Origin of the sequence: Cellulomonas flavigena DSM 20109 (assembly GCF_000092865.1) — a bacterium.
GTDB lineage: Bacteria > Actinomycetota > Actinomycetes > Actinomycetales > Cellulomonadaceae > Cellulomonas > Cellulomonas flavigena.
The window spans coordinates 2,831,022-2,857,576 of sequence record NC_014151.1; the positions used below are offsets into that span (position 1 = coordinate 2,831,022).

At 74.4% G+C, this 26,555-nt stretch carries 26 protein-coding genes and 1 riboswitch; of the genes, 7 read left to right on the forward strand and 19 right to left on the reverse strand.

Annotated elements, in window-relative coordinates:
* Positions 1–259: 259 nt before the first annotated feature.
* From CFLA_RS12740 to CFLA_RS12770, 7 genes are all read right to left on the reverse strand, one after another.
* The gene (locus CFLA_RS12740; RefSeq protein WP_013117743.1) at positions 260–1,252 is read right to left on the reverse strand and encodes a malate dehydrogenase; all 993 of its coding nucleotides are present in this window, start codon (positions 1,250–1,252) and stop codon (positions 260–262) included.
* Positions 1,253–1,347: 95 nt separating this feature from the next.
* The gene (locus tag CFLA_RS20500; protein WP_187291299.1) at positions 1,348–1,872 is read right to left on the reverse strand and encodes a hypothetical protein; all 525 of its coding nucleotides are present in this window, start codon (positions 1,870–1,872) and stop codon (positions 1,348–1,350) included.
* A 32-nt stretch (positions 1,873–1,904) separates the two neighbouring features.
* Entirely contained in the window at positions 1,905–2,660 is a 756-nt protein-coding gene (locus tag CFLA_RS12750) for an Imm49 family immunity protein (protein ID WP_013117745.1), read from the reverse strand.
* A complete protein-coding gene (locus CFLA_RS12755; protein ID WP_013117746.1) occupies positions 2,657–3,622 on the reverse strand; it encodes a pre-toxin TG domain-containing protein in 966 nt (321 codons plus the stop codon). Before CFLA_RS12755 ends, CFLA_RS12750 begins: the two co-directional genes overlap by 4 nt.
* Positions 3,619–4,884: a hypothetical protein gene (locus CFLA_RS12760; protein ID WP_013117747.1), complete on the reverse strand. Its 1,266-nt coding sequence runs from the start codon at positions 4,882–4,884 to the stop codon at positions 3,619–3,621. The genes CFLA_RS12755 and CFLA_RS12760 overlap by 4 nt, the downstream gene beginning before the upstream one ends.
* Positions 4,881–5,294 (reverse strand): hypothetical protein, encoded by a 414-nt coding sequence (locus tag CFLA_RS12765; protein WP_148234359.1) that lies wholly within the window; start codon positions 5,292–5,294, stop codon positions 4,881–4,883. Before CFLA_RS12765 ends, CFLA_RS12760 begins: the two co-directional genes overlap by 4 nt.
* Positions 5,295–5,381: 87 nt before the next feature.
* Entirely contained in the window at positions 5,382–6,599 is a 1,218-nt protein-coding gene (locus CFLA_RS12770) for an NADP-dependent isocitrate dehydrogenase (protein WP_043599044.1), read from the reverse strand.
* A 242-nt stretch (positions 6,600–6,841) separates the two neighbouring features.
* Between CFLA_RS12770 and CFLA_RS12775 the strand changes: the two genes are divergently transcribed.
* Positions 6,842–7,861 (forward strand): aquaporin, encoded by a 1,020-nt coding sequence (locus CFLA_RS12775; protein WP_013117750.1) that lies wholly within the window; start codon positions 6,842–6,844, stop codon positions 7,859–7,861.
* Between the two features lie 105 nt (positions 7,862–7,966).
* Here CFLA_RS12775 and CFLA_RS20945 read toward each other — a convergent pair whose 3' ends face one another.
* Entirely contained in the window at positions 7,967–8,509 is a 543-nt protein-coding gene (locus CFLA_RS20945) for a DUF3017 domain-containing protein (protein WP_148234360.1), read from the reverse strand.
* A 130-nt stretch (positions 8,510–8,639) separates the two neighbouring features.
* Here CFLA_RS20945 and CFLA_RS12785 point away from each other — a divergent pair, with 130 nt between their 5' ends.
* On the forward strand, positions 8,640–9,908 hold the full coding sequence (locus tag CFLA_RS12785) for an NAD(P)/FAD-dependent oxidoreductase (protein WP_013117752.1): 1,269 nt from the start codon (positions 8,640–8,642) through the stop codon (positions 9,906–9,908).
* Between the two features lie 56 nt (positions 9,909–9,964).
* Here the strand turns inward: CFLA_RS12785 and purH are convergent, their stop codons facing one another.
* Both purH and purN read right to left on the reverse strand, forming a co-directional pair.
* Positions 9,965–11,599 carry a bifunctional phosphoribosylaminoimidazolecarboxamide formyltransferase/IMP cyclohydrolase gene (purH, locus tag CFLA_RS12790; protein ID WP_013117753.1) on the reverse strand — a complete coding sequence of 545 codons (1,635 nt, stop codon included), beginning with the start codon at positions 11,597–11,599 and terminating at the stop codon, positions 9,965–9,967.
* A gap of 45 nt (positions 11,600–11,644) precedes the next feature.
* Positions 11,645–11,735: riboswitch (ZMP/ZTP riboswitch) on the reverse strand.
* 57 nt (positions 11,736–11,792) lie between these two features.
* Positions 11,793–12,449, reverse strand: a complete 657-nt coding sequence (gene purN / locus CFLA_RS12795) for a phosphoribosylglycinamide formyltransferase (RefSeq protein WP_013117754.1) — start codon at positions 12,447–12,449, stop codon at positions 11,793–11,795.
* A gap of 342 nt (positions 12,450–12,791) precedes the next feature.
* Here purN and CFLA_RS20075 point away from each other — a divergent pair, with 342 nt between their 5' ends.
* Positions 12,792–13,187 (forward strand): hypothetical protein, encoded by a 396-nt coding sequence (locus tag CFLA_RS20075; protein WP_013117755.1) that lies wholly within the window; start codon positions 12,792–12,794, stop codon positions 13,185–13,187.
* Positions 13,188–13,204: 17 nt separating this feature from the next.
* Here CFLA_RS20075 and CFLA_RS12805 read toward each other — a convergent pair whose 3' ends face one another.
* The 3 genes from CFLA_RS12805 to sucC form a co-directional block, all read right to left on the reverse strand.
* On the reverse strand, positions 13,205–14,485 hold the full coding sequence (locus CFLA_RS12805; protein ID WP_148234363.1) for a cell division protein PerM: 1,281 nt from the start codon (positions 14,483–14,485) through the stop codon (positions 13,205–13,207).
* A 269-nt stretch (positions 14,486–14,754) separates the two neighbouring features.
* Positions 14,755–15,633: a succinate--CoA ligase subunit alpha gene (sucD, locus tag CFLA_RS12810; RefSeq protein ID WP_013117757.1), complete on the reverse strand. Its 879-nt coding sequence runs from the start codon at positions 15,631–15,633 to the stop codon at positions 14,755–14,757.
* A 35-nt stretch (positions 15,634–15,668) separates the two neighbouring features.
* Positions 15,669–16,850, reverse strand: a complete 1,182-nt coding sequence (gene sucC / locus CFLA_RS12815) for an ADP-forming succinate--CoA ligase subunit beta (RefSeq protein ID WP_013117758.1) — start codon at positions 16,848–16,850, stop codon at positions 15,669–15,671.
* Between the two features lie 167 nt (positions 16,851–17,017).
* On the opposite strand from sucC, the gene CFLA_RS12820 reads away from it, so the two are divergent.
* Positions 17,018–17,686, forward strand: a complete 669-nt coding sequence (locus CFLA_RS12820) for a nucleoside/nucleotide kinase family protein (RefSeq protein WP_013117759.1) — start codon at positions 17,018–17,020, stop codon at positions 17,684–17,686.
* A 32-nt stretch (positions 17,687–17,718) separates the two neighbouring features.
* Here the strand turns inward: CFLA_RS12820 and pcrA are convergent, their stop codons facing one another.
* From pcrA to CFLA_RS12835, 3 genes are all read right to left on the reverse strand, one after another.
* On the reverse strand, positions 17,719–20,295 hold the full coding sequence (gene pcrA, locus CFLA_RS12825; RefSeq protein ID WP_013117760.1) for a DNA helicase PcrA: 2,577 nt from the start codon (positions 20,293–20,295) through the stop codon (positions 17,719–17,721).
* Positions 20,296–20,334: 39 nt separating this feature from the next.
* Positions 20,335–20,829, reverse strand: a complete 495-nt coding sequence (locus CFLA_RS12830) for a DUF456 domain-containing protein (protein WP_013117761.1) — start codon at positions 20,827–20,829, stop codon at positions 20,335–20,337.
* A 185-nt stretch (positions 20,830–21,014) separates the two neighbouring features.
* Positions 21,015–21,344: a hypothetical protein gene (locus CFLA_RS12835; RefSeq protein WP_013117762.1), complete on the reverse strand. Its 330-nt coding sequence runs from the start codon at positions 21,342–21,344 to the stop codon at positions 21,015–21,017.
* Positions 21,345–21,501: 157 nt separating this feature from the next.
* On the opposite strand from CFLA_RS12835, the gene CFLA_RS20080 reads away from it, so the two are divergent.
* Entirely contained in the window at positions 21,502–22,125 is a 624-nt protein-coding gene (locus tag CFLA_RS20080) for an HIT family protein (RefSeq protein ID WP_013117763.1), read from the forward strand.
* 33 nt (positions 22,126–22,158) lie between these two features.
* On the opposite strand, the gene CFLA_RS12845 is transcribed toward CFLA_RS20080, so the two are convergent.
* Together CFLA_RS12845 and CFLA_RS12850 are read right to left on the reverse strand one after the other, a co-directional pair.
* A complete protein-coding gene (locus tag CFLA_RS12845; protein WP_013117764.1) occupies positions 22,159–22,812 on the reverse strand; it encodes a LuxR C-terminal-related transcriptional regulator in 654 nt (217 codons plus the stop codon).
* Positions 22,809–24,137: an ATP-binding protein gene (locus CFLA_RS12850; RefSeq protein ID WP_052302720.1), complete on the reverse strand. Its 1,329-nt coding sequence runs from the start codon at positions 24,135–24,137 to the stop codon at positions 22,809–22,811. Before CFLA_RS12850 ends, CFLA_RS12845 begins: the two co-directional genes overlap by 4 nt.
* 146 nt (positions 24,138–24,283) lie before the next feature.
* Here CFLA_RS12850 and CFLA_RS12855 point away from each other — a divergent pair, with 146 nt between their 5' ends.
* Positions 24,284–25,690, forward strand: a complete 1,407-nt coding sequence (locus tag CFLA_RS12855) for a PspC domain-containing protein (protein ID WP_013117766.1) — start codon at positions 24,284–24,286, stop codon at positions 25,688–25,690.
* Entirely contained in the window at positions 25,687–25,947 is a 261-nt protein-coding gene (locus CFLA_RS12860) for a hypothetical protein (RefSeq protein ID WP_013117767.1), read from the forward strand. Before CFLA_RS12855 ends, CFLA_RS12860 begins: the two co-directional genes overlap by 4 nt.
* A gap of 106 nt (positions 25,948–26,053) precedes the next feature.
* Here CFLA_RS12860 and CFLA_RS12865 read toward each other — a convergent pair whose 3' ends face one another.
* Positions 26,054–26,527 carry a hypothetical protein gene (locus CFLA_RS12865; protein ID WP_013117768.1) on the reverse strand — a complete coding sequence of 158 codons (474 nt, stop codon included), beginning with the start codon at positions 26,525–26,527 and terminating at the stop codon, positions 26,054–26,056.
* Positions 26,528–26,555: the final 28 nt, after the last annotated feature.

Genomic DNA, 26,555 nt, shown 5'->3' on the forward strand with positions numbered 1-26,555 from the left:
GTCGCGGCACGTCGTCGTGCCGTCGTCGGTGGCTGTCCGCCGAACGTAACGCGTTGCAGGCTGTTGCAGCAAGCCTTTCGGTCATGTCCGGGCCATTCCGGCAGAACCGTGCGCGTCCTGCCCGGGTGCGGGCACGACGTCGACACGACGCACCGCAGGTCCTCGCGGACGTCGCGGGACGTCGTGCGTCGGCTCACGGACCGACCCACGGGCGCGCAGCCCGCGGTCGGCCCGCGTCAGGTGATCGGGGTGCGTCCGCTCAGACGAGCCCGAGCGCCCGCACCGCCTCGCGCTCCTCGACCAGCTCCGCCACGGACGCGTCGATGCGCTCGCGCGAGAACCCGTCGACCTCGAGGCCGGGGACGATCGTGTACGCGCCGCCCGACGCCGTCACCGGGAACGACGAGATGAGTCCCTCGGGCACGCCGTACGACCCGTCGGACACCACGCCGGCCGACGTCCAGTCGCCCTCGGGCGTGCCGTGGACCCACGTGTGCACGTGGTCGATCGCCGCGTTCGCCGCCGACGCCGCCGACGACGCGCCGCGCGCCTCGATGATCGCCGCACCGCGCTTGGCGACGGTCGGGATGAAGCCGTCGCGCACCCACGCGTCGTCGCCGACCACCTCGAGCGCCGGGCGCCCGCCGATCGTCGCGTGCGTGAGGTCGGGGTACTGCGTCGCGGAGTGGTTGCCCCAGATCGCCAGGCGCGCGATGTCGTCGATCGCCGCGCCCGTGCGGTGCCGCAGCTGCGCGAGGGCACGGTTGTGGTCGAGCCGCGTCATCGCCGTGAACCGGTCCGCGGGGACGTCGGGCGCGTGCGCCGACGCGATGTACGCGTTGGTGTTGGCCGGGTTGCCGACGACCAGCACGCGCACGTCGTCCGCGGCGCCGGCGTTGATCGCCGCGCCCTGCGGCCCGAAGATGCCGCCGTTGGCGCTCAGCAGGTCACCGCGCTCCATGCCCTTGGTCCGCGGCCGGGCCCCCACCAGCAGTGCGACGTTCACGCCGTCGAACGCCGCGGTCGCGTCGTCGGTGATGTCGATGCCGTCGAGCAGCGGGAACGCGCAGTCGTCGAGCTCCATCGCGACGCCCTCGGCGGCCTTCACGGCCGGCGGGATCTCCAGCATCCGCAGCCGCACCGGGGTGTCGGGGCCGAGGAGCTGGCCGGACGCGATGCGGAACGCGAGGGCGTAGCCGATCTGGCCGGCAGCGCCGGTGACGGTGACGACGGCGGGCGTGGTGACGGACACGGACGGGCTCCTTCGGTCGACCGACAGGCGGCGCGACGCATCGACGTCGACGCCTGCGTCGAACCTACCCGAGGCACCCCGGGAACGGCGTCCCCTCAGGCGTACACGCCGAGGAGGTCGAGCCCGCCCGATGCCGCGCGCGCGACCGCCGCGACCAGGCGCGACAGCGCCTCCTCGTCGTCCGGCCCGAGGCCCTCCGGCACATCGGGCAGGCCTCGCGCGACCGCCGCGCGGAGCTCGGCGTTCGAGACCCAGCCGACCCACGGGTACACCGGCGACGACATCCCGGCCAGCTCACGGTTGAGCAGGTGCCGCACCAGGTCCCGCCCCAGCACGTCCGACGCAGGCCCCGCCAGGAACGCGCGGAAGTCCTCACCACCCGACGACGAGTGCCCCAGCGCCCCGTACCAGTGCGTCCGCACCTGCACCACGGCCACCAGATAGGCCGCCATGCCCGCATCCAGCGCCCCGCCGCCCGAGGCTGCGGCCTGCGCCGCCGCCTGCGCGTACTCCGACCACCGGTCGATCACCTCGTCCAGCAGGTCCGTCCCACCGACCCGGCCCGCGAGATCCGCGGCCGTCACCGTCGGCGAACGCAGCTCGGCAACCACGTCATCCACCGACCCTGCGCGCATTTCCAGCGTGTACCCCATCAGACGGCGCCCCGCGCAGGGACCGACAACAGCTCCACCGGCACCACAGCCACCCCGAGCGGAACCGTCAGACCACGCCGCGTCGCCACCTCTGCCATGCCGATCGCCACCGGGTCGAGGACCCCGGTCGGACTGCGCCGCCCCGCCGCCGTCCGGTGCGCCCGCGCCACCGCGTCGGCACGACCGACCAAGGCTGCCTCGAAGGCCCCCTGATCGCGGTCCACGACCGCGTCGGCGAGCTCGCCGAGATGCTCGAGAGCCAGCGCGACGTCCGGCGCAGTGGTCGGCCGCACCACTGCTGCCCGCAACCGTGCGGCACACTCGCGCGCAGCCTCGTCGTCCCCTCGCGCGAGCGCAGCCAGCCCCGCCATGAACCATTCCGCGTCCTGAGCCGGCGCACCACCCAGCGCGCCGGCGCGGGCCGCCACCTCGTCGTCGCCCGCCAGGAGGGCCGTCGCCACCCAGACGTGCGTGTCGTAGAGCTTGGCCTCGGCGGCAGCCGGCGATCCCAGTGCGAGCCGTACCAGGTCTGCTGCGGGAGTGATGAGCGCCCTGAGCTCCGGCACCGGCCGCTCGATGAGCCAGCCCCATGCCAATGCGTCCCACAGCACGTCGAACGTCACCGACACCGCCCCGTTGTCGAGAGTCGATCGGCGGGGCAGATCGGCGTACGCCTCCTCGACGAACTGCCGGTCCTCCGGGTAGCTGTCCTCGGCGAGCTCGACGTCGGGCCGGTGAGGGTAGGGACGCGTCATGGCGGAGGCTCCTTGAAGACGTGCTCGACAACGGTCTCGGGGTTGCCCGCGAGGAGCTCACCGCGCGGGCCCGTACGCACGCCGACGTAGCGCACGATGCCGTCCTTGTAGGCCTGCCGAATGAGCGAACTGATCTCTCGGCGACCGTCGGACAGCCGCGATCGTCGCATGTCGGCGGCCACGTCACGGGGGTAGTCGGGGTCGTCCTGGCGGATACGTGTCCCCGGCCTCAGAGTCGACGCGCGATCGCCGTAGACACCGTCCCCGCCCTTGGCCTCGATGACATGCAGGTTCCGCCCGTCGAAGTAGACGATGTTCGTGACGTTGCGTCCGTTGTAGGCGACGGCGTGGTCCCACGGGACGCCGGCCTTCATCCGCTCGACCAGCGGGCGCACGTCGGCGGCCGAGGTCGGCCGGAGGATGGTCACCTTCCGGTTTCCGGCGACGTCGCGGACGTACGTGAGCCCGCCGTCCTCGCCGATGCGCTCCGACAGCCTGGCGCGCTGCGAGGGTGTCATGGTGGGCCGGCGGTACTGCTGGACCTTGGGGTCGGAGTACGGGTACCGGGTGCCCTCCCCCGGCATCCGGGCACCCCTGCCGGCGCGTCCGATCCTGCTGAGGCCCGCGACCGCTGCCAACCCACCGACGAGGGGCAGCACGCCCAGCGCCCGCTCCCACGGCTCGAGCTCCTGGCCCGTGAGCAGGTCCCGTCCGGTGCCGGCCTCGACGATGCCCTTGACCGTGCCGACGCCGGGCACGAAGTCGAGGACCATGGACAGCACGGCGAGCAGGGCGAGCCCGAACGCGGCCTCGAGCGCGGAGTTCGCGACGCCGAAGCAGTCGGTGAACACCGAGCAGTTGTCGGCGGCGGCCGGACCGGCGGTGAAGAGGCCGACCACCGCGAGCGTCGTCCACACCCCGACGACGAGCTGCAGCGCGCGCAGCACACGTCGCCGGCTCACCGGACACCCCCGGCCGGAACGGCGCCGTGCGGCGCGTCCTCGCGCGGCTGCGGGTCACCCGGGAACACCAGGAACACCACCAGGAGCGAGCCGAGGACGAACACCCCCAGGCCGGTGTAGCTGCCGATGACGTCGTTCGAGACGCCCTCGACCACGACGCGCGAGACGAGCCACATGACGATCAGTCGCGCCCACGCCGGCGCCACGGCCACGACTCGCCGCCAGGCTTCGAGCCACCCGGGGGGCCGCGGTGACGTGCGCACCAGCCGGATCCACAGCAGGAGCGCGAACGCCGCCAACCAGAGCCAGAGCTGCTCGAGGATGCCGGCCATCGTGAGCGTCGCGAGCGCCGAGGTAGCGACGGCGGCAACCATGCGACGGCCGGCCCACGAACCGAGGGCCGACCGGCGGACCCGCACGTCGGTGTCGGCGCGTGCCGGGCCGGGCACCGGCGCCTCCGGGCCGCCCGCCTCGGCGGCCAGCAGCCGGTCCTGCACCGGCCCCGGGAGCATCGCGGCCCCGAGCCAGAGCTGGCGCACCACGGTCCCGATGACGGCCGCCGCCACGACGACACCGCCCGTCTCCTGCAGCGTCGCGACCGCCTGCACCGTCGGCTGGCCGCCGTTCGACGACCACGTGAACAGGGGGCGCACGAGCGTCGGCGCCGCCGCGACCCACGCGTCCGTCCCGAGCCAGGCGACGACCGCGAGCAGCCCGCTGACCACGGGCCACGCGACCAGCGGGGGGATGCGCCGCCCCCGGCCGATCGTGGCGACGACCACGCGCGCCGCGCGAGGCAGCACGACGACGCCGGCCAGCAGCAGGAGGTACGTCACGAGCCGGGGCAGCAGCCCGTGCGCGACCTCGGCCAGCGGACCGGTGCCGAGGGGACCGCTGAACCAGAAGGACGAGGAGGTGACGCTGCCCGCGTAGCGGTCCGCCGAGACCAGGTCCCCGACGCAGAACGCGACCGCCGTGAGCGCACCCAGCTGCCCGGAGAGGAACCCCACGCCCACCATCGCCGCCAGCAGCACCACCGACTCGGTGTAGACGTCGTCGTACCCCAGGCGCCCCAGGCCGATGACGAGCCCGGACAGCAGCGCGAGCCCGGGGAGCACGGCGGCGAGCAACGGCACGGTGACGACGACGTGCCCGTCACCGGCGATCCCCTGCAGGCCGGGCACCCGCGCCACCACCCACCGCGGGACGTGGATCCACTGCGCGTCGGCCCACCGCACGATTCGCTCGAGCGCGCCCGTCACGTGGGCGATGCCCCTGCCCGCGCGTCCCCGCGCACCAGCAGCCACCGGGCGGTCAGGGCCAGCGTCGCGCCGTACACGACGTGCCCGAGGACCGACATCTGCGTGAACTCCTCGAGCGCCTTGATGTCGAGCCAGCCCGGGTAGAGCGCGAGCATGAACGCCTCGAGCCCCAGCGCGTAGGCGATGCCGACCCACACGGGGCGCCGTCCGAACCACACGACGTAGGCGATGCCGAAGGCGATGCCGTTGAGCAGGTGGAACGCGATGCCGGCGCCCAGGTGCAGGCTCTCGCCGGCCTCTCCCAGCAGCGCCTGGCCGAAGAACGGGAACGCCTTGAAGGGCGACACGTGCTCGCCCTCGAGGGGCCGGCCGGCCAGTGGCTCCTGGGGCTGCGCGCCGACGCGATGCACACCGTGTACGAGTGCTCGTGACCCGGTGACGCACGACGGCGCCCACCCCGAGCGGGGAGGGCGCCGTCGTGGTGCGGCGGCCGGACGTCAGCCCAGGCGCGCGGCCAGGTTCTCGTCGAGCGCGGCGAGGAACTCCTCCGTGGTGAGCCACGGCTGGTCCTTGCCGACGAGCAGCGCGAGGTCCTTGGTCATCTTGCCGCTCTCGACGGTCGTGATGACGACGTCCTCGAGGGTCTCGGCGAACTGCGTGACCTCGGGCGTGCCGTCGAGCTTGCCGCGGTGCTTGAGGCCACCGGTCCACGCGAAGATCGACGCGATCGGGTTGGTCGACGTCGGCTTGCCCGCCTGGTGCTGGCGGTAGTGGCGCGTCACGGTGCCGTGCGCGGCCTCCGCCTCGACGGTCCTGCCGTCCGGCGTCATGAGGACGGACGTCATGAGGCCCAGCGAGCCGAAGCCCTGCGCGACGGTGTCGGACTGCACGTCGCCGTCGTAGTTCTTGCACGCCCAGACGTAGCCGCCCTCCCACTTCATGGCGGCGGCCACCATGTCGTCGATGAGGCGGTGCTCGTACGTCAGGCCGGCGGCGTCGAACTGCTCCTTGAACTCGGCGTCGAACACCTCCTGGAAGATGTCCTTGAAGGCACCGTCGTACGCCTTGAGGATCGTGTTCTTCGTCGACAGGTACACGGGGTACCCACGCTGCAGGCCGTACGCGAACGAGGCGCGCGCGAAGTCGCGGATCGACTCGTTGAAGTTGTACATGCCCATGGCGACGCCCCCGGCCTCGGGGTACGTCACGACCTCCTGGTGGATCGGCTCCGAGCCGTCCGCCGGGGTGTAGGTCAGCGTCAGCGTGCCGGCACCCGGGACCTTGAAGTTGGTCGCCTTGTACTGGTCGCCGTGGGCGTGACGGCCGATGATGATCGGCTTGTTCCAGCCCGGGACCAAGCGCGGGATGTTCGAGATGATGATCGGCTCGCGGAAGACGACGCCGCCGAGGATGTTGCGGATCGTGCCGTTGGGCGAGACCCACATCTTCTTCAGGCCGAACTCCTCGACGCGCGCCTCGTCGGGCGTGATCGTCGCGCACTTGACGCCGACGCCGTGCTCCTTGATGGCGTGCGCCGCGTCGATCGTCACCTGGTCGTCGGTGGCGTCGCGGTTCTGGATCGACAGGTCGTAGTAGCGCAGGTCGACGTCGAGGTACGGGTGGATCAGGCGGTCCTTGATGAACTGCCAGATGATGCGCGTCATCTCGTCGCCGTCGAGCTCGACGACCGGGCCGACGACCTTGATCTTCGCCATGCGGGGGCCTGCCTCCTGTGCCGTGGGTGTGTCCCCCAGGTTACTCGACATCAAGAGACCTGGGACGACCCGTCCACGACCGAGGGTGCCGCGACCCGTCCCCCTGCCCCCGCACAGCCTCGACTGGCATGCTGTGCCCTGCGTAGTTCGCCCCGTTGTCGTCGCGTGCGCCCACCCTCCGGGCCTGACGACGACGCGGGCACCGACCGGTGGCACGCCCACCTGACAACGACAGGACCGACATGTCCCAGCAGAACCAGACCCCCGAGGGTGCCGCGACGCCCGAGGACACGACGCCGGACGTCGCGACACCCACCGAGACCCCCGAGGAGGTCGTCGTCGAGGAATCCGTCGCCGCGCCAGCAGCGGCCGCCCCCGCGGCGCCGGCTGCGGACCAGGACGACGAGGACACGTTCGTCCTGCCCGCGGGCACCGTCGTCACCGCAGGGCCCGGTCTCGCCGCGCGCCTGGGTGCCGAGGCCTTCGGCACGTTCTTCCTCGTGCTCGTCGGCGTCGGCATCGCGCTCTACTCGGCGTTCAGCAACGTCGGTGGCGGCCTGGGTGTCGCCCTCGGGTTTGGCGTGGCCGTGCTCGCCGGCATCGTCGCGGTCGGCCACGTCTCGGGCGGCCACTTCAACCCCGCCGTGACCTTCGGCGCCTGCCTCGCCGGGCGCACCCCGTTCGCCGACCTGCTGCCCTACTGGCTCGCGCAGGTCGTCGGAGGCGCGCTCGCCGCGGCCGTGCTGTTCCTCACGGTGCCCTCGGGCCTGCCCGGGCTCGTGAGCCAGGGCGAGGACGGGAGCGTCCGTGCGTTCTTCAGCGGCACCGCCAACGGGTTCGGCGAGCACTCGCCGCTCGCGCGCCTCTCCCAGGGTGGCGCCGAGTTCGGCCTCGTCGCCGCGCTCCTCGTCGAGGTCATCGGCACGGCCGTGTTCGTCGGCGTCATCCTCGGCGCGACGGACCGCCGCGCGAACAAGCAGCACGTGCCGTTCGCCGTCGGTCTGACGCTCACGGTCGTCCTCCTGCTGGCCATGCCCGTCACCAACGCGTCGATCAACCCCGCGCGCTCGCTCGCCGCAGCGATCTTCTCCGACTCGTGGGCGCTGCAGCAGGTGTGGCTGTTCTGGGTCGCGCCGCTGTTCGGCGCGGCGATCGCGGCGCTCGTCTACCGGGCGTTCGCGGCCGAGCCCGTGGAGGACTCGCTGTTCGCCGAGGACGAGCTCTACGTCGCCGAGGACGACGTGGTGGTCGTCGAGCGCTGACGCGCATGGTTCACGAGGCCCCGGGGAGCACGGCTCCCCGGGGCCTCGTCGCACCAGGGACGCCCTCGAGCCGGGCGCGTGCGCGGCCGGGCGCGCAGGGAGCCGTCAGCCGGGCGGCAGCACCGAGGCGAGGACCGCGAGCACCACACCGTTGACCGCGAGGACCACGACGTCGAGCGGCTTGGACCGCACCGACACCGCCACGGGCCCCGGAGCGGGCCGCACACCGCGGACCACGGCGGAGACGAGCAGGAGCAGTGCCAGCACGTAGGTGCCGGCGACAGCGCTGACGAGGAACGACACGGCGACGGCGACGACGATGCCGGAGGTCGTGCACCACAGCGAACGGTTGCGGCGCGCCGCGAGCGACGCACGCGCGATGGTACGCGGGTCGAGCGCCTGCTCCTGCGGCGGGACCACCGGAGCCGCAGCGGCCGGTGCCACGGCCGGCGCGTGCTGCGCCGGCGGGTGCTGCACGGGCGGTCGCGCGGGCTGCTCGGTGGCGGGGCGCCCGGTCGCGGACCGCGACGGCGGTCGCGTCGACGGCGCGCCGCGGTCGACGTGGCCGGGCACGGTCGGCGGCGTGGGACGCGTGGGCCAGGCGGGGTGCGGCAGACCTGCCGCCGGTGTCCGCGCAGGCGTCGACATCGGCGTGCGCTCCCTCCGTCCGGCCGGGCGCGTGCCGCCCGTCACGACCCGCGAGCACCCGTGGACGTCGCCCACGGGCCTGCGCGGCCGCCCCAGCGTACCGCCGCGCGGGTTTCGTTACGGTGAACCCGTGACCGAACCGTCCCACGTCCTCACCCCTCCGGTCGACGTGCTCGTGGTGGGTGGGGGCCTGGCGGCGCTGCGCACGGTCGCCGCGCTGCGCGACCACGGCTTCGACGGGCCCGTGCGGGTGCTGGGGGCCGAGGGCGTCGCGCCGTACGACCGGCCCCCGCTGTCGAAGCACCTCCTCGACCGCACGTCTCCGGCGTGGCTCGCGGACGAGCTCGGCCACGACCTGCACGCTCTGGCCGACGAGGTGCACCTGGACCGGCCCGCCCGCGGGCTGCGGGTCCGCGCGGGCGGCGGCGCGGTCGTCGTGACCGACGACGGACACCTCGCGGCGTCGTGCGTCGTGCTGGCCACCGGCGCGCACGCGACGACGGTGCCCGGTTGGCGGGCGGCGACCCTGCACACGGCGGCCGACGCGGACGGGCTGCGTGCGGCGCTCGCCGGAGGTCGTCGCCGGCTCGTGGTGGTCGGGGCGGGCTGGGTGGGCGCCGAGGTCGCGGGCGTGAGCGCCGCGGCGGGGCACCACGTCACCGTGCTGGAGTCACGTGCGGCACCGCTCGCGAGCGCCCTCGGGGAGTCCGTCGGCGTGATGACGACCCCCTGGTACGCGGCCGCCGGCGTGGTCCTGCGCACCGGCGCGACCGTCACGGCGGTCGACGGCGCGGGGGCCGACGGCTCGGTGGTCACGCTCGACGACGGCGAGCGGCTGTCGGCCGACGCCGTGCTCGTCGCGGTGGGCGCCCGGCCGGCGACCGGGTGGCTCGGCGGCGCCCTGCCGCTGCGTGGCGACGCCGTCCCGGTGGACGAGGCGTACCGCGTGCTGGGGCCGGACGGCCCGTTCCCCGGGCTGCTGGCGGTGGGCGACGTCGCCGTGCGGCGTTCCGCGCGTCACGGCTGGGTGCCCGGGGGCCACTGGGACGAGGCGCTGCACGGTCCCGACGTGCTGGTCCGGCACCTGCTGGGGGTGCCGGTCGACGGGCCGGAGGCCACGCCGTACGTCTTCTCGACGCAGCTCGGGCACGACCTCACGATGTTCGGCCTGCCGGCGAGCGACGACGCGGTGACCGTGCTCGGCGACCCGGCGGGCGACGGCTGGACGACGCTGTGGACACGCGGCGACGTGGTCACCGGCACCCTCGTGGTCGACCGACCACGCGACGTCGGCGCGGCCCGCCGCCTGTTCGCGCGCGACCACCTTCCCCACCTCGTGCTGCCCGCCGGGCTCCCCGACGACCTGCGCACCCTCCTGCGCACGTCTCCGGCGACCTGACACGGGCTGGATCGACGCCTCACCCCACGCACGCGAGACGTCGATCCACGCCCGCGTCAGTGGGCGAAGTGGCGGGTGCCCGTGAGGTAGAGCGTCACGCCGGCGGCTGCGGCGGCCGCGACGACCTCCTCGTCGCGCACCGAGCCGCCCGGCTGGACGACGGCGCGCACACCCGCGTCGAGCAGCACCTGCAGGCCGTCCGCGAAGGGGAAGAACGCGTCCGACGCCGCGACGGCGCCGCGGGCCCGCTCGGCACCCCCGGCGTTCGCGCGCTCGACCGCGAGACGGCACGAGTCGACGCGGTTGACCTGACCCATGCCGACCCCGACCGACGCACCGCCGTCGGCGAGCAGGATCGCGTTCGACTTCACGGCCCGCACCGCGCGCCACGCGAACGCGAGGTCGGCGAGCGTCGCCTCGTCGGCGGGCTCGCCGGCGGCGAGGGTCCACGCGGCCGGGTCGTCGCCGGGCGCGTCGATCCGGTCGACCACCTGGACGAGCAGCCCTCCCGAGACCGGGCGGGTCTCGACCTGCGCCGCGGGCGCGGCGTCGACCACGAGGAGGCGGATGTTCTTCTTCTGCGTGAGCAGCGCGAGCGCGTCGTCGTCGAAGCCGGGGGCGACCACGACCTCCGTGAAGACCGGCGCGATCTGCTCGGCCGCGGCGAGCGTCACCTGCTGGTTGGTCGCGATGACGCCGCCGAACGCGGAGACGGGGTCGCACGCGTGGGCCCTGGCGTGCGCGTCGGCGACGTCGGTGCCGACCGCGATGCCGCAGGGGTTGGCGTGCTTGACGATCGCCACGGTCGCAGCGTCACCGTGGTCGTGTGCCGCGCGCCACGCGGCGTCCGCGTCGACGTAGTTGTTGTAGCTCATGGCCTTGCCGTGCAGCTGACGCGCCTGCGCCAGCCCGGCGGGGCCGTGGCCGACCGTGTAGAGCGCTGCGCGCTGGTGCGGGTTCTCGCCGTAGCGCAGCACGTCCGACCGCTCCCACGTCGCGCCGATCCAGGCCGGGAACCCGGTCGCGACACCGTCGACCTCGTCGGTCGTCGTCGCGACGTTGCCCATCCAGGACGCGACCGCGACGTCGTACGACGCGGTGTGGACGAACGCCTCGGCAGCCAGGCGCGTGCGCTCGGCGAGCGTGAAGCCGCCGGCCGTGACGGCCGCGACGGTGTCGGCGTACCGCGCCGGGTCGACGACGACGGCGACGCTCGGGTGGTTCTTGGCGGCGGCGCGGACCATCGACGGGCCGCCGATGTCGATCTGCTCGACGCACTCGTCGACGCTCGCACCGGACGCGACCGTCTGCGTGAACGGGTAGAGGTTGACCACGACCAGCTCGAACGGGGCGACCTCCAGCTCGACGAGCTGCGCGACGTGCTCGGGCCGACGCGTGTCGGCGAGGATCCCGGCGTGCACGCGCGGGTGCAGCGTCTTGACGCGCCCGTCGAGGCACTCGGGGAAGCCGGTGACGTCCTCGACGCGGGTGACGGGGATGCCCGCGGCGGCGACCGTCGCGGCGGTGGAGCCGGTGGAGACGAGCTCGACGCCCGCGGCGTGCAGCGCCGTGGCGAGCTCGACCAGGCCCGTCTTGTCGTACACCGAGAGCAGCGCGCGGCGGACCGCGCGACGGGTGGCCGCGGCGGTCGGGTCGGTGACGGGCTCGAGGGGGGTCAGGCCGTGCGACATGTCACACCTTCCTGGGTCGGTGGTCCGAGCGGACCTCGGTGGGGACCCAGGCACCCAGGCGGGCGGTGCACGTCAGTGGGTGGTGCTCGGCCGCTCCCCGGTGGTTGCTCCACCTTCGCCAGTCACGACCGTGGCCGAGTCTAGCGGCGACACCCGCTGCGCCCCACCCCGACCGGCAGCCTCCTGCGGCGGGTCAGCCGACGACCGCCCGGCGCCCCTCGACGCGCAGGCCCCCGCGCGCGATCCGCCCGACGACGTCGACGAGCAACCGACGCTCGACGACCTTGATGCGCTCGTGCAGCGTCTCCTCGGTGTCGTCGTCGAGCACCGCGACGACGTCCTGCGCGATGATCGGACCGGCGTCGACGCCCTCGTCCACGACGATCACCGAGCAGCCCGAGACCTTGACACCGTAGGCGAGCGCGTCCCGCACACCGTGCGCACCGGGGAACGACGGCAGCAGCGCCGGGTGCGTGTTGACCGTCCGCCCGCCGAACGCGCCGAGGAACGCCGCGCCGACGAGCTTCATGAAGCCCGCCAGGACCACGGTGTCGGGTGAGAAGACCCTGACCGCCTCGGTCAGCGCGCGGTCCCACGTCGCCCGGTCGGGGAAGTCGCGCAGCGCGACGACGGCGGTGGGGACGCCGGCCTCGCGCGCGAGGTCGAGCGCGCCGACCCCGGGACGGTCGGACACGACACCCACCACGCGCGCGCCGTACGCCGGGTCCGTGTGCGCGGCGAGCAGCGCAGCGAGGTTCGAGCCAGTGCCGGACACCAGGACCACGAGGCGGTGGGCCTGCACCACGGGGGGCGCGGGCGGGGCGGGGTCGGGCTGCGCGGAGGACGTCACGGCCCGCCAACCTACTCCCCCCACTCCACCGGACCCGCGGCCGTCCACACCCGGACGTGCGGGAGAATGGCACGCATGGGCAACCCGTGGGCACCGCCGGAGGACGCGCAGCCGCAGGACACGCGGCCGCAGGGAGCACCGCCGCACGACGCACCGCCGCACGACGCGCAGCCGGCCGGCCGGTCACCGGAGCGCCCGTCACCCACGGCGCCCCCGCACCCCACCCCTGGGCCGACGAGCGCAGCCGGGGCGCCAGGGGCACCGGCACAGCCTCCGGCTCCGTACCCGCCGGCCACCGGCCTCTCGGCGCCGCGTCCGCTGCCCCAGCCGGACCCTGCCGGCGTGGCACGTGCGACCCGCACCTCGGCCTGGACCGCGGGCCTCCTGCTCCTGTCCGTGCTGGTCGTGTCGCTGCCCTGGCCCGCCATGGTCGCGGCACCGGTCGCCGCCGTCGCCGCCCTGGTGCTCGCGATCCTGGCGGTCGTGCGCGCCGTGCGCGCCCGCGCCCGCGGCTCCGTGCTCGTGCTGCCCGTCGTGCTCGTCATGTCCGCGCTCGCCTGGGTGGGCCTGAGCACGTACCCGCTGCTGTATCTCGACGCGTCGCGCGCCTACGCCGAGTGCACCTCCGAGGCGCTCACCGCCCAGGCGAGACGCACCTGCACCACGCAGCTGGAGAAGGACACGCGCGCGCGGATCGAGGAGTTCTTCTCCCGGGCCGGGGTGCCCACCGGGTCCTGACGACGTGGGACGCCCGCTCAGGCCGGAGGTGCGGCGTCCCGGGTGTCGCCACGACGGCGCTCGCGCCGCGCGCGCAGCGCGGCGCGCACCGTCGGGTCGAACGGCACGCTCGCACCGGCCGCCCCGAGTCCGCAGCCCAGGGCGCACAGCACGCCGACCCACCACGGGTTCGCGCCGACGTGCGCCATGCGCCCCGGTCCGGCCGCACCGCCGGACGCGGCGACGAGGAGCGCGACGAGCACCCCGGCCGTGACCGCCACGACGCCGGCGGCCAGCAGCACGTCGCGCGGCCGCGCCGGGACGAGCCACCGGCGCACCGCGAGCCCGGCCAGCACACCGACCCCGACGGTCAGCAGCGGCGCCACGAGCACGACCCCGCCGGACACCCCCGGCAGCGCGCCGAGCAGCGGCAGCGCGGGCATCGGCCCGGCCACCACCTCACCGGGTGCGAAGTGCGTGCCCTCCCCGACCACGAACCCGGGGCCGACGAGCCACGCCACCGCCCACACGACGAGGTTGGGCACGAAGGCGAGCTCGGCGAACGCGAGGACCACGCCGCCGACGGCGTCGAGCGCGAGGCCGCGCGCGACGTCGACGACCGTCGCATGACCGGCGAGGACCCACAGGGTCGTCAGGAGCGACCCGAGGGCGAGCAGCGCGGCAGCCGCCGCCAGGCCGCCGCGCAGTCCCACCGTCACGGCGTCCGGCACCCGCTGCCGCAGCGGCGCCACGATCTGGGCCCACGGGGGCGCCTCGGGGCGGCGCAGCAACCCGCCCCCGAGGCCGAGCACCGCGACCACGAGCCCGCCGAGCACGGCCCGCAGCACGCCCCCGACGCTCGTCCCGACGACCAGCGCGGCGAGGGCGGTGAGCGCCACGTAGCCCGCGACGGCAGCGACGGCGCCGCCGCGCGTGGCGTACCCGGAGCGGCGCGCGGACGCGTAGCACGTGAACACCGCGAGCCCCGTCAGTCCCAGGGGCACCACCGACACGGTCGCGCCGCCGAGCTCGGCGGGCACGCCGTGAGCGAGGAGCCAGAGGTTGGTCGCGACGACGACCGCCCGTGTCCAGGCGACCTCGGCGTTGGCGGGGTCGGACGAGGTCGCGACGAACACCGCGACCGCCGGCACCGCGAGGGTCAGCAACGACAGGGCCGCGGCCTGGACCGCGGCGAGCACGCCGATGGTCCAGCGCGGCGCCCCGTCGATGGCCGACGTGAAGAACGTGGGCTGCGGGTCGTCCTGCAGGACGCGACGCGCGCGTCCCGCGACGGGCACGGGACCGGAGGACGGGGGCACCCGCCCATGGTGGCCGCTGCGCCACGTCCCCCACCGGACCCCGGCCCGGCGCGTCGCGACCCCACCACGTCGTCCCCCGCACCCCACCGGCGCCGTCCCGTCACCACCCGCGGACCGGACTGCTCGCTCACGCCCGACCAGAGCCGCTGGCCCCGGCGAGAGAGCGATCCGGTCGCACCCACGCCCCCGCGATCGTCGATCCGGCCCCGGACGCACCGCGGCCCCGGTCCGGGGGACCGGGGCCGCGGGTCGCTGGTGCGGGTGGTGCGTCAGGCGCTGAGGATCGCCCGCGCGAGCGCGGCGGTCTCGGACGGCGTCTTGCCGACCTTGACGCCGGCGGCCTCGAGGGCCTCCTTCTTGGCCTGCGCGGTGCCCGACGAGCCGGAGACGATGGCGCCGGCGTGGCCCATCGTCTTGCCCTCGGGCGCGGTGAAGCCCGCGACGTAGCCGACGACCGGCTTCGTGACGTGCGCCTGGATGTACGCCGCGGCGCGCTCCTCGGCGTCGCCGCCGATCTCGCCGATCATCACGATGACCTCGGTCTCGGGGTCCTTCTCGAAGGCCTCGAGGGCGTCGATGTGCGTCGTGCCGATGATCGGGTCGCCGCCGATGCCGATAGCCGTGGAGAACCCGAAGTCCCGCAGCTCGTACATCATCTGGTAGGTCAGCGTGCCCGACTTCGACACGAGGCCGACCTTGCCGGGGCCCGTGATGTCCGCCGGGATGATGCCGACGTTGGACTTGCCGGGGCTGATGAGGCCGGGGCAGTTGGGACCGATGAGCCGCACGCCCTTGGCCTGCGCGTACGCGAAGAACTCGGCGGTGTCGGCCACCGGGACGCCCTCGGTGATGATGACGGCCAGCGGGATGCCCGCGTCGACGGCCTCGATCACGGCTGCCTTGGTGTGCGCCGGCGGCACGAAGATGACGGACACGTCGGCGCCGGTCTTCTCGATGGCCTCGGCCACGGAGCCGAACACGGGCACCTCGACGTCACCGAACGTGACGGACGTCCCGGCCTTGCGGGGGTTCACGCCGCCGACGACGTTCGTGCCGGACGCGAGCATGCGGGTCGTGTGCTTCTGGCCCTCGGAACCCGTCATGCCCTGGACGATGACCTTGGAGGTCTCGGTCAGGAAGATCGCCATGGTGGAGTCGCTTCTCTCTGCGTCGGGTCGGGTTCTCAGGCGGCGGCGTGCGCCAGGCGGGCGGCCTCGTCGGCGCCGCCGTCCATCGTGTCGGCGAGCGTCACCAGCGGGTGGCCGGCAGCCGCGAGGATCCGGCGGCCCTCGACGACGTTGTTGCCGTCCAGGCGCACGACGAGCGGCTTGGACGCCTCGTCGCCGAGGATCTCGAGCGCCGCGACGATGCCGTTGGCGACGGCGTCGCACGCCGTGATGCCGCCGAAGACGTTGACGAACACGGACTTGACCTGCGGGTTCGTGAGGATGATGTCGAGACCCGCGGCCATGACCTCGGCCGACGCGCCGCCGCCGATGTCGAGGAAGTTGGCGGGCTTCACGCCGCCGTGCGCCTCACCGGCGTACGCGACGACGTCGAGCGTGCTCATGACGAGGCCCGCGCCGTTGCCGATGATGCCGACCTCGCCGTCGAGCTTGACGTAGTTGAGGTCCTTCTCCTTGGCGCGCGCCTCGAGCGGGTCGGCCGCTGCCTTGTCCTCCAGGGCCGCGTGGTCCTCGTGGCGGAAGTCGGCGTTCGCGTCGAGCGTCACCTTGCCGTCGAGCGCGACGACGTCGCCCTCCTCGGTGAGCACGAGCGGGTTGACCTCGACGAGCGTCGCGTCCTCGTCCCGGTAGACGAGCCACAGCTTCTGCAGGACAGCGGCGACCTCGCCGGCGATCTCGGGCGCGAAGCCCGCGGCGGCGACGATCTCGTCGGCCTTCGCCTGGTCGATGCCCGTGCGCGGGTCGACCGCGACCTTGGCGAGCGCCTCCGGGCGCTCGACCGCGAGCTGCTCGATCTCCATGCCGCCCTCGACCGAGCACATCGCCAGGTAGCGACGCTCGGCGCGGTCCAGCAGCAGGGAGAAGTAGAACTCCTGGGCGATCCGCGCGCCGGCCGCGATCATCACGCGGTGGACGGTGTGCCCCTTGATGTCCATCCCGAGGATCTCTCCGGCCCTCTCGGCCGCCTCGTCGGCGGAGCGGGCGATCTTGACGCCGCCCGCCTTGCCGCGGCCACCCGTCTTCACCTGCGCCTTCACGACGACGACGCCGCCCTCGGCGGGGAGCAGCTGCTCGGCAGCTGCGCGCGCCTCCTCGGGCGTCGTGGCGACGATGCCGCCGAGCACGGGCACGCCGTGCTTCTCGAAGATGTCACGTGCCTGGTACTCGAACAGGTCCACCTGGTCCGGTTTCCTCTCGTCGAGGTGCGTGCAGCGGCCCCGTGCGGCCGCATCGCCCGGTCGATGGTATCGCCGGGACGGAGGTCCCTCGACATCGAGAGACTGTGGCCGCGCTCACCCTGTGTCCGCCTGTCGCGCGGGATGCGGGACCCACTACCGTCCCGCAGGTGACCGACGAGCGCACACGGGTGCTGGAGCGTGTCGCGTCCGCCGTGCCCGACGCCGCGACGCTGGGGCGACCGGTGCGCGTCGGCGTCGACGGCACCGACGGCGCGGGCAAGACGACGTTCGCCGACGAGCTCGCGGTGGTCCTGCGTGCCTCGGGCCGAGCCGTGCTGCGGGCGTCCGTCGACGGCTTCCACCACTCGCGCGAAGTCCGCTACCGGCGCGGACGCACGAGCCCGGAGGGGTTCTTCCGCGACTCCTACGACCTCGACGCGCTGCGCACCGTCCTGCTCGACCCCCTCGGACCGGACCACGTCGGCCCGCGGCGGGTGCGCACGGCTGTGCACGACCACACGACCGACACCGATCCTGGGACGCCGTGGCACGTCGTCGACGACGCGACCGTGCTCGTCCTCGACGGGATCTTCCTGCAGCGCGACGAGCTCAGGAGCGTGTGGGACCTGGCGGTGTGGCTCGAGGTGCCGTTCGCGCAGACGTACGCCCGCATGGCCGTGCGCGACGGCTGCCCGCCGGACCCGGACGACCCGGCGAACGCCAGGTATCGCGAGGGCCAGCGGCTCTACCTCGCCGCGTGCGCCCCGGCCGCCCGCGCGGACGTCGTCGTGGACAACTCCGACCTCGCCGCCCCGCGCCTCCTGCGCGCCCCCTGAGCGCGGGCTGGTGGTGCGCGTGCGGCCTGCGGTCAGAGCTTGGTGACCGGGGAGTACCGCAGCAGCAACCGCTTCTCGCCGTTGGTCCCGAAGTCGATCTTGGCGACGGCGTTCTGCCCGGCGCCCTCGAGCGCGACCACCGTGCCGAGCCCGTAGGCGTCGTGGGTCACCTTGTCGCCGACCGACAGGTCCGGGACGTCCCCGCGCGGGGTCGCCGAGCCGAACGACGCGCCGGTGCGGGGAAGCGGCTCGCGCTTCTCGCGCGTCACGGGACCGCTGCTCGACCCCGATCCGCCGCGCTCGCCCCACGACGAGCCCGAGCGCCCGCCCCCGGAGCCGAACCCCGAGCCCCAGCTGCCGCGAAGCCGCGAGGTCGAGGACTCCCGGCGCCGCCAGTCGACGAGCTCGTCGGGGATGTCGTCGAGGAACCGGCTGGGCGGGAACTCGTTGGGCACGCCCCACGCGGTGCGCACCGCGGCGCGTGACACGTACAGGCGCTGCCGAGCGCGCGTCAGCCCGACGTACGCCAGGCGGCGCTCCTCGGCCAGCTGGTCGGGGTCGGCGAGCGAGCGCATGTGCGGGAACGTCCCGTCCTCCATGCCGGTGAGGAAGACGACGGGGAACTCGAGGCCCTTGGCGGTGTGCAGCGTCATGAGCGTGACGACGCCGGCGTCGCGAGCAGCGGCGACGGTCGCCTCGTCGTCGGCGCCGTCGGGGACGGGGATCTGGTCGGAGTCCGCGACGAGCGACACGCGCTCGAGGAAGTCGGTGAGGTCGCCCTCGGGGTCGGACTCCTCGAACTCGGCGGCGACCGCGTGCAGCTCGGCGAGGTTGTCGACGCGCGAGCCGTCCTGCGGGTCGTCGCTGCTGCGCAGCGTCGCGAGGTAGCCGCTGCGGTCGAGCGCGGCGCCCAGCACCTGGGCGGGGCCGGCGCCGGACACGGCGAGGTCGCGCAGCTCGTCGAGCATGGACGCGAACGCCCGCAGCCCGGTCAGCGCGCGCGAGCCCAGGCCGGGCACCTCGTCGAGGCGCGCCAGCGCGGCGCCGAACGAGACCCGCTCCCGCTCGGCGAACGCGGCGACCATCGCCTCGGACCGCTCCCCCAGGCCGCGCTTGGGCTCGTTGAGGATGCGACGCGTGCTGACGTCGTCGTCAGGGTTGGCCACGGCGCGCAGGTAGGCGATCGCGTCCTTGATCTCCTTGCGCTCGTAGAAGCGCGTGCCGCCGACGACCTTGTACGGCAGGCCGACGCGGACCAGCACCTCCTCCAGCGCGCGGGACTGCGCGTTGGCGCGGTAGAAGACCGCGACGTCACCGGGGCGCACGGACTCGCTGTCGCCGAGCCGGTCGATCTCCTCCGCGACGAACCGCGCCTCCTCGTGCTCGGTGTCGGCGACGTACGCGACGATCTGCGGGCCCGCGCCCGAGTCCGTCCACAGCCGCTTGGCCTGCCGGCCCGAGTTCTTGCTGATGACCGCGTTGGCGGCCGAGAGGATCGTCTGCGTGGAGCGGTAGTTCTGCTCGAGCAGGATCGTCGTGGCGTCCGGGTAGTCCTCCTCGAACTCCATGATGTTGCGGATCGAGGCGCCGCGGAACGCGTAGATGGACTGGTCGGCGTCGCCGACGACCGTGAGCTCGCCGCGGCCCACGCCGCCCTCGGTCGCCTCGCCGACGCCCGCGAGCTCGCGCACCAGGACGTACTGCGCGTGGTTGGTGTCCTGGTACTCGTCCACCAGGACGTGCCGGAACCGCCGCCGGTAGTGCTCGGCGACCTGCGGGAACGCCTGCAGCAGGTGCACGGTGCGCATGATGAGGTCGTCGAAGTCGAGCGCGTTGGCCTGCTGCAGCCGCTGCTGGTAGCGCGTGTAGACCTGCGCGAGCACGGTGTCGAACTCGTCGGACCTGCCGCCGCCGTTGCTCGCGGCGAACGCGTCGGGGTCGACGAGCTCGTCCTTGAGGGCCGAGATCTTGTGGCCCAGCGCCTTGGCCGGGTAGCGCTTCGGGTCGAGCTCCAGCTCGCGCGCGACGAGCGTGAGCAGTCGCTGGGAGTCGGCCTGGTCGTAGATCGAGAAGCTCGTGCGCAGGCCCAGCGTCGCGGCCTCGCGCCGCAGGATCCGCACGCACGCCGAGTGGAACGTCGACACCCACATGCGCTGCGCCGACGGGCCGACGAGCTGCTCGACGCGCTCGCGCATCTCCGCGGCGGCCTTGTTGGTGAACGTGATCGCGAGGATCTCGCCGGCGCGGGCGCGGTGCGTGGCGAGCAGGTGCGCGATGCGGTGCGTGAGCACGCGCGTCTTGCCCGAGCCGGCGCCGGCGACGATGAGCAGCGGCCCGCCCGCGTGCAGCACGGCGGCCCGCTGCTGGGGGTTGAGCCCGTCGAGCAGGGCGGCGGCGCGCTTCTCGTCCGCCGCCGCGGCCCGCCGGGCGATCTCGCCCCTCGCGTGGTCGGCGGCCGCGGCGTCGACGTCGTCGTCGCGCGGCGGGACGACCAGCGGCAGGCCGGAGGACTCCCCGGCGTGCGAGCGCGCGACAGCGGCGCGCGCGTCGGGCGCCTTGGCGGGGCGTGCACCGGGGACGGGCAGGGCGAGGCTCTCGAACAGCGTCATGGCACCGCCCAGCCTAGGCGCCACCACCGACATCGCGGCTCAGCGGGCGACGAGCGCGACGACCCACACGCCCACGACGAGCATCGCCGCGGCGAGCTCGACGAGGATGGTCAGGCCCGTGGCCTGCAGCGCACGCACCGTCGCCTGCCATGCGGGGCGCAGCTCACGGGCCCGCAGCCACTCGACGAGCAGCACGGCGCCGACGAAGAACAGCGGCAGCCCGACGACGGGCACGACGAAGAACCCGACGATCCCCGCGACGCCGCCCCACACGAGCGTGCTGTTGCGCACGCCGGAACGTTGCAGGTGCCGCCCTGCGACGAGGTACTTCACGACCTGCCCCGCAACGGTCAGCAGGACGGCCAGCACGGTGACCACCCACCCGGCGCCCGTGCCCTGGAGCCCGCCCCACACCGCGACCGCACCGCCCACGAGGAACGCGCCGGGCAGCACCTGCACGACGACGCCGACCAGCCCGACGACCACGAGCAGGGTCACCAGCAGGTCGAGCTCGCCGGCCCAGTCGATCGTCACGGGGGTGACGCTAGCGACGCCACGCCCCCCGCGCCCACCGGAACCTCACTCACCGGACGGACACGGTGACGGTGAGCCGGGTTCCGCTCGGTGGGACCGGAACGCGCGAGCGGAACCCGGCTCACCGTTCGCGGTCGCGGACGGTGAGCGGTGTTCCGCTCGGCGCGGCGGGTGCGGGTCTCAGGTCACCAGAGGATGGCGAGGGCGACGTTGAGGGCGACGAGGCCCGCGATGCCGCCGAGGTAGCCGGTCGTCACCTTCTCCGGGCGCCGACGGCCGAGGACGACGAGGACCGTCACGACGACCGCGACGAGGAGCTTGACGGTGACCTTCACGTGGTTCGCGTCGGAGCCGAGCAGGCCCGTGAGCACGATGCCCGTGACGAGTGCGGTGAGGATGCCGTGGAACGCGCCGTCGGTGAGCTTGCTGCTCTTCATGCCGGCCAGGGCCCCGCCGAAGACCATGGCCCAGCCGAGCAGGTGGAGGACGAGGAAGATGCCGTGAACGATGTCCATCACCGCATGCTAGGGGACCTGACGCGACGTCATCTCGTGGGGCGTGTCGTGCACTCGTGAAGATCGTCACATGAGGGTCGGGCGCATCGGGCGGAGTCCAGGCACACCGCGTCGACCGCTACGCTCGCGGCGTCCGCCCGAGGCGAGGAGGTCGCGGATGACCCGGCACCAGGACGCACCCCGTGGTGCGCTCGACGTCCCCGCGCTCGTCGCCCGCGCCCGCGCCGCGGCGGGCCCCGACGGGCGGGCGGCCGTCGGCAGCATCGCCGACTGGGAGACGTTCCCGTTCGAGCGCGACGGTCTGCGGCTGCGACCACTCGACGACCCGACCGTCCCCGAGCCCGCACGGGAGGACGAGGACGCGGCCACGTGCTCGCGGTGCGCCGCCCCCGACGACCGTTACGTGTGGACCGACGCGACGTGGCGGCTCAGCGCACGCGGGCCCGTGAGCCTCCCGACGCTCATCCTCGGCCCCCGCGCGCACGTCGACCTGGGCGACCTCGACGACGAGCTCGCCGGCGAGCTCGGCCGCATGGTCGTGCGCGTCGAGCGCGCACTGGCGGCCGTCCCGGGGGTCGGGCGCGTGCACGTGCACCGGTGGGGCGACGGCAACGGGCACCTGCACCTGTTCTTCTTCGCGCGCCCCGACGGGATGACGCAGCTGCGCGGGCTCGTCATGCCCCTGTGGGCGCACCACCTGCCGGCGATCCCCGACGACGAGTGGGACGCGATCGTCGCGTCGGTCGTCGCGTCGCTGGACGCGTCGGCCCCGAGCGTCTGACGGCCCGCGCCCGGGCGGTCCGGCCTCACCGCGTCACAGCAGGCGGCGCGCCGCCGCCCACCGGGTCAGCTCGTTGCGGTTCGACAGCTGCAGCTTGCGCAGCACCGCGGACACGTGCGTCTCGACGGTCTTGATCGAGATGAACAGCTCACCGGCGACCTCGCGGTACGTGAAGCCGCGCGCGATGAGCCGCATGACCTCGCGCTCACGCGCCGACAGGCGGTCGAGCTCGTCGTCGCCCGTCGCGACGTCGCCCGCGGCCGCGCCGAACGCGTCGAGGACGAACCCCGCCAGGCGCGGCGAGAACACGGCGTCACCACCGGCCACGCGCACCACGGCGTCGGACAGCGCCGTGGGGTCGATCGCCTTGGTGACGTAGCCGCGCGCCCCCACGCGGATCACCGCCACCACGTCCTCGGCCGCGTCGGAGACCGACAGCGCGAGGAACCGCGTGCTCGGCACGTCGACGCACCGACGCACCACCTCCGCCCCGCCGCCGCCGTCGCCACCGGGCAGGTGGACGTCGAGCAGCACGACGGGCGGCTGCAGGTCGTGGACGACCTGCACGGCCTCGTCGACGCCCGCCGCCTCCCCCACCACGCGCATGCGCGCGTCGAGGGACGCCTTCACGCCCGCACGGAACATGTGGTGGTCGTCGACCAGCACCACGTCGACCGGTTCGCTCACGCGTCGCGCTCCTCGTCCTCGTCCACACCCTGCCCGGACCCGCCGCCACCGACGGGCATGCACAGGTGCACCTCGGTGCCCCGCTCGGGGCTGCTCGTCACACGTGCGGTGCCGCCGCGGCGCCGCACGCGTCCCATGATCGACTCCCGCACCCCGAAGCGGTCGGGCCCGACGTCCTCCAGGTCGAAGCCCGCGCCGCGGTCGCGCACGAACACCTCGACGGACGACGGCCCGACCTCCAGGTACAGCGACACCGGCGGGCGCCCGTGCACGACCGCGTTGACCAGCGCCTCGCGCGTGGCCTGCAGCAGCGCGAGCGTGTCCGGCTCGGGCACCCGGTCCCCCACGACGACGACGTCGACGGCGACGGGCTCGCCGCCCGGGCCGGAGCGGGAGTCCTCCACCTCGGCGACGACGGCCCGCAGCGCCGCGGCCAGCGACGTGCCGGGCTCGTTCCGGTCGTCGTAGAGCCACTCGCGCAGCTCGCGCTCCTGCGCACGCGCCATGCGCGCGACCTCCGCCGGCTCGTCGGCGCGCGCGCGGATGAGCGCGAGGGTCTGCAGCACCGAGTCGTGCAGGTGCGCCGCGATGTCGGCACGCTCCGCCTCGCGCGCGCGTGCCGCGCGCTCGTCGCCGAGCTCCCGCGCGAGCCGCACCCACCACGGCGCCATGACGAGCCCGACGCCCAGCAGCACCGCGAGCGCCGCCACCGCGGACTGCACGAGCAGCGCGGGCTCCACCGCGCGCCCCACGGCCTGCCCCGCGAGCAGGAGCACGCCGGCCGCGGCGAGCAGGCCGCCGCCGATGAGCCGCAGCACGCTGATGCGTCGCCCGTCCCGCCGGCCGTGCTGGAGCGCGTCGAGCTGGCTCCACGCCAGCGCCACGCCCACCAGCACGACGAGCACGGGCAGCGCCCACCCCGCGTCGAACCGCGCCCCGGCGCGCGACGCGACGAGCACGCCCGCGGTCACGACGAGCAGGACCCCCAGGGCGATCTCCGCCCACGGCACGCGGCGCCCGTCGTTCTCGAGCGTCTGGCGGCGGGCGAGGCGCTGCAGCGCGCTGGGCCGGGCACCGACGGCAGCTGCGGCGGGGTCGCCGACAGGCACGGCGAGCCACCAGAACACGTACAGCGCGGCACCGATCCCGGCCACGGGGACCAGCAGCGCGAACCCGACGCGCACGAGCGCGACCGGCAGCTCGAGGTGCGCGGCGAGCCCGGTGGCCACGCCCGCGAACCAGCGGCCCTGCTCCGGGCGGCGCAGCGGCAGCCGGGCGCGCGGCGCGGCGGCGCGCGCCGGTGTGCCGTACGGGGCTGTGGTCACGTACAGATCGTCACACGGCACGGGCCCGCGCAGGGGCACCCGACGCGAGGATCAGGGACCACGACCCGAGGTCCGGGGTACCGGCCAGGGTCGGGTCAGGGACGGTCCCCGATGTCCCGGGCAGGCGTGCGCATGAGGATCGAGCCATGGACACGCAGACTCCCGCCGGCCCCGACGCCGGCACCCCGGGCACGACGCCCGGCACGGGTCCCGGACCGCACCCGGGCACCACGCCCCCGCCCGCACCGAACGGCTTCTGGGCCGGTGTGCGCCGCACGGGGCTGTACCGCTCCGACGAGCGCTGGGTCGGCGGCGTCGCCGGCGGCCTGGCCGCTCGCATCGGCGTCGACCCGCTCATCGTCCGCGGGGTCCTGGCCGTGTCGTTCCTGCTGGGCGGGCTCGGGCTCCTGCTCTACGGCGTGGCGTGGGCGCTGCTGCCCGACGCCCGCGACAACCGCATCCTGCTCGAGCGGCTCGGCGCGGGCGATGCGGACGGCGCGCTGCTCGGCTCGTTGGCGTTCGTCGTCGTCGGCCTCGCCCGCGGCGACGGCTGGTGGTGGTTCTGGGACGGCAGCGGCGCCGTGGGTGGCACGCTGTGGCTGTTGTTCGTCGTCGGCGTCGTCGCGCTCGTCGTGAGCTCCCAGAAGCGCAACGCCGCAGCGCGCCAGGCGGCCCCCGCGTGGGGCACGCCGACGGCGGCCGCGAGCGCGCCGGCCGCCGGTGGGCCGACGGCCACGCTGCCGCTGCCCACGTCGTCCGTCGGCGTCGCCGACGCTCCGGCGCCGTACGGCCCCCCGGCGCCGCCCTCGTACGGGCCGCCGGCACCGCCCGCACCGCCGTTCGGCGGCGCACCGGTGCTCCCGGCGCCTCCCGCGCCGCCGCGTCCACCCCGGCGCAGCGCGGACGCCGCGACCGTCGGCGCCGTCGTGGGACTGAGCATCGTGGGCCTCGGCGCGCTGCTGCTGGCCGACCGGGTCGGCGCCTACGACGGCCCGCTGTGGATCACCGCCGGCGGCATCGCGCTCGTCGTGGCGGGCCTGGGCATCGTGACGCTGGGTCTGCGCGGGCGCAGCAGCGGGTTCGTCGGCTTCCTCGCGGTGGCGGGCCTGCTCGTGTGGGTCCCGACCGCGCTGGTGCACCAGACGGAGTGGTCCGACGGTCTGCGCGGCTGGGAGAGCGAGGGCCGCGCGCAGGACGTCACGGCGACGAGCCGCACCGTCGCCGCGGCCGGGTGGGACCTGGGCGCGGGCACGTCACGCATCGACCTCACCGGCGTCCCGCTCGACGACGAGGTCCTGCGGGTGCCGATCGCGATCGGCGCCGGCCAGCTGACGGTCGTCGTCCCGCGCGAGGCGGCGGTGCAGGCCGACGTGACCGCGGGCCTCGGGTCCGTGCGCGTCGAGCTCGACGACGACGTGCACGAGCAGAGCGGCGTCGGCCTCGGCGACCTGACGTACCTGGACGACGACGCCGAGGCCGGCTCGCCGAACCTCGTGCTCGAGATCAGCTCGGGCGTCGGCGAGGTCCGCATCATCGAGGAGGACGCAGCATGAGCACCGACGACCTGGACGACACCACCGTGAGGAGCACCGACGGGGTCACCCCGCGGGAGCGCCCGACGGTCCGGCTGGGCTCCGTGGTGTGGGGCCTGATCGTCGCCATCGTGGGCCTCGGGGTCCTGCTGGTGGGTGCCGGCTACACCATCGACGTGCAGCTCGCCTCGATCGTGCTGCTCATCGCGGCGGGTCTGGGGCTCATCCTCGGGCCGCTCGTCCAGAGCCTGCGCCGCGGTCGCACAGCCGACCGCTGACGCGACACCCCGGCGACCCGCCCGGAGCGGGCGGGTCGCCGGGACGCACGTGAGGGTCGGCACCCGTGACGGGTACCGACCCTCTCGTGCGTGTGCGGTGCGTCGGTCAGGCGTTCTGGACGACCGGCTTGGCGGCCACCGGCGCGTCGAGGCGGACGGCGATCCGGCGCAGGGCCTCACCGGCGACGATGCACACCACGCCGAGGCCGAAGACCAGGAGGGACACACCGAACGCGAGGACCGACGTGAACAGCGACGCCCGGAGGAACGAGCCGTTCATCACGGTGGCACGGGCCGGGTCCTCGCGGTCGAGCTCGGCGTAGGTCTTGCCGCCGGAGCCCTCGAGGGCGTGCTTGTTGATGATGTCGGCCTGCGCCCACGCCTCCCACGGCGTGTCGACGAGCTCACCGGCGAAGGCGGCCGCGTCGTCCGCGACGGTGACCTTCTCGGCTGCGAGGTTCCCGGCCACCAGCATCCAGGTGGCGGCGCCCGAGACGGCGAAGAGGCCGCCGAAGGCGAGGACGATGATCGCCAGCACCTTGAGGTGGGCCGGCTTGGACTGGACCGCTGCGTTCGACATCTCGATCTCCCCGATCGGTACGGACTTT

What these genes read in the sequence shown, in the direction of transcription:
- CFLA_RS20945 (WP_148234360.1), bottom strand. Translation starts at nt 8,509, where the DNA reads ATGTCGACGCCTGCGCGGACACCGGCGGCAGGTCTGCCGCACCCCGCC.
- CFLA_RS12835 (WP_013117762.1), bottom strand. Translation starts at nt 21,344, where the DNA reads ATGGACATCGTTCACGGCATCTTCCTCGTCCTCCACCTGCTCGGCTGG.
- sucD (WP_013117757.1), bottom strand. Translation starts at nt 15,633, where the DNA reads ATGGCGATCTTCCTGACCGAGACCTCCAAGGTCATCGTCCAGGGCATG.
- CFLA_RS20080 (WP_013117763.1), top strand. Translation starts at nt 21,502, where the DNA reads ATGACCCGGCACCAGGACGCACCCCGTGGTGCGCTCGACGTCCCCGCG.
- CFLA_RS12855 (WP_013117766.1), top strand. Translation starts at nt 24,284, where the DNA reads ATGGACACGCAGACTCCCGCCGGCCCCGACGCCGGCACCCCGGGCACG.
- CFLA_RS12775 (WP_013117750.1), top strand. Translation starts at nt 6,842, where the DNA reads ATGTCCCAGCAGAACCAGACCCCCGAGGGTGCCGCGACGCCCGAGGAC.
- CFLA_RS12770 (WP_043599044.1), bottom strand. Translation starts at nt 6,599, where the DNA reads ATGGCGAAGATCAAGGTCGTCGGCCCGGTCGTCGAGCTCGACGGCGAC.
- CFLA_RS12750 (WP_013117745.1), bottom strand. Translation starts at nt 2,660, where the DNA reads ATGACGCGTCCCTACCCTCACCGGCCCGACGTCGAGCTCGCCGAGGAC.
- CFLA_RS12860 (WP_013117767.1), top strand. Translation starts at nt 25,687, where the DNA reads ATGAGCACCGACGACCTGGACGACACCACCGTGAGGAGCACCGACGGG.
- pcrA (WP_013117760.1), bottom strand. Translation starts at nt 20,295, where the DNA reads ATGACGCTGTTCGAGAGCCTCGCCCTGCCCGTCCCCGGTGCACGCCCC.
- CFLA_RS12865 (WP_013117768.1), bottom strand. Translation starts at nt 26,527, where the DNA reads ATGTCGAACGCAGCGGTCCAGTCCAAGCCGGCCCACCTCAAGGTGCTG.
- purH (WP_013117753.1), bottom strand. Translation starts at nt 11,599, where the DNA reads ATGTCGCACGGCCTGACCCCCCTCGAGCCCGTCACCGACCCGACCGCC.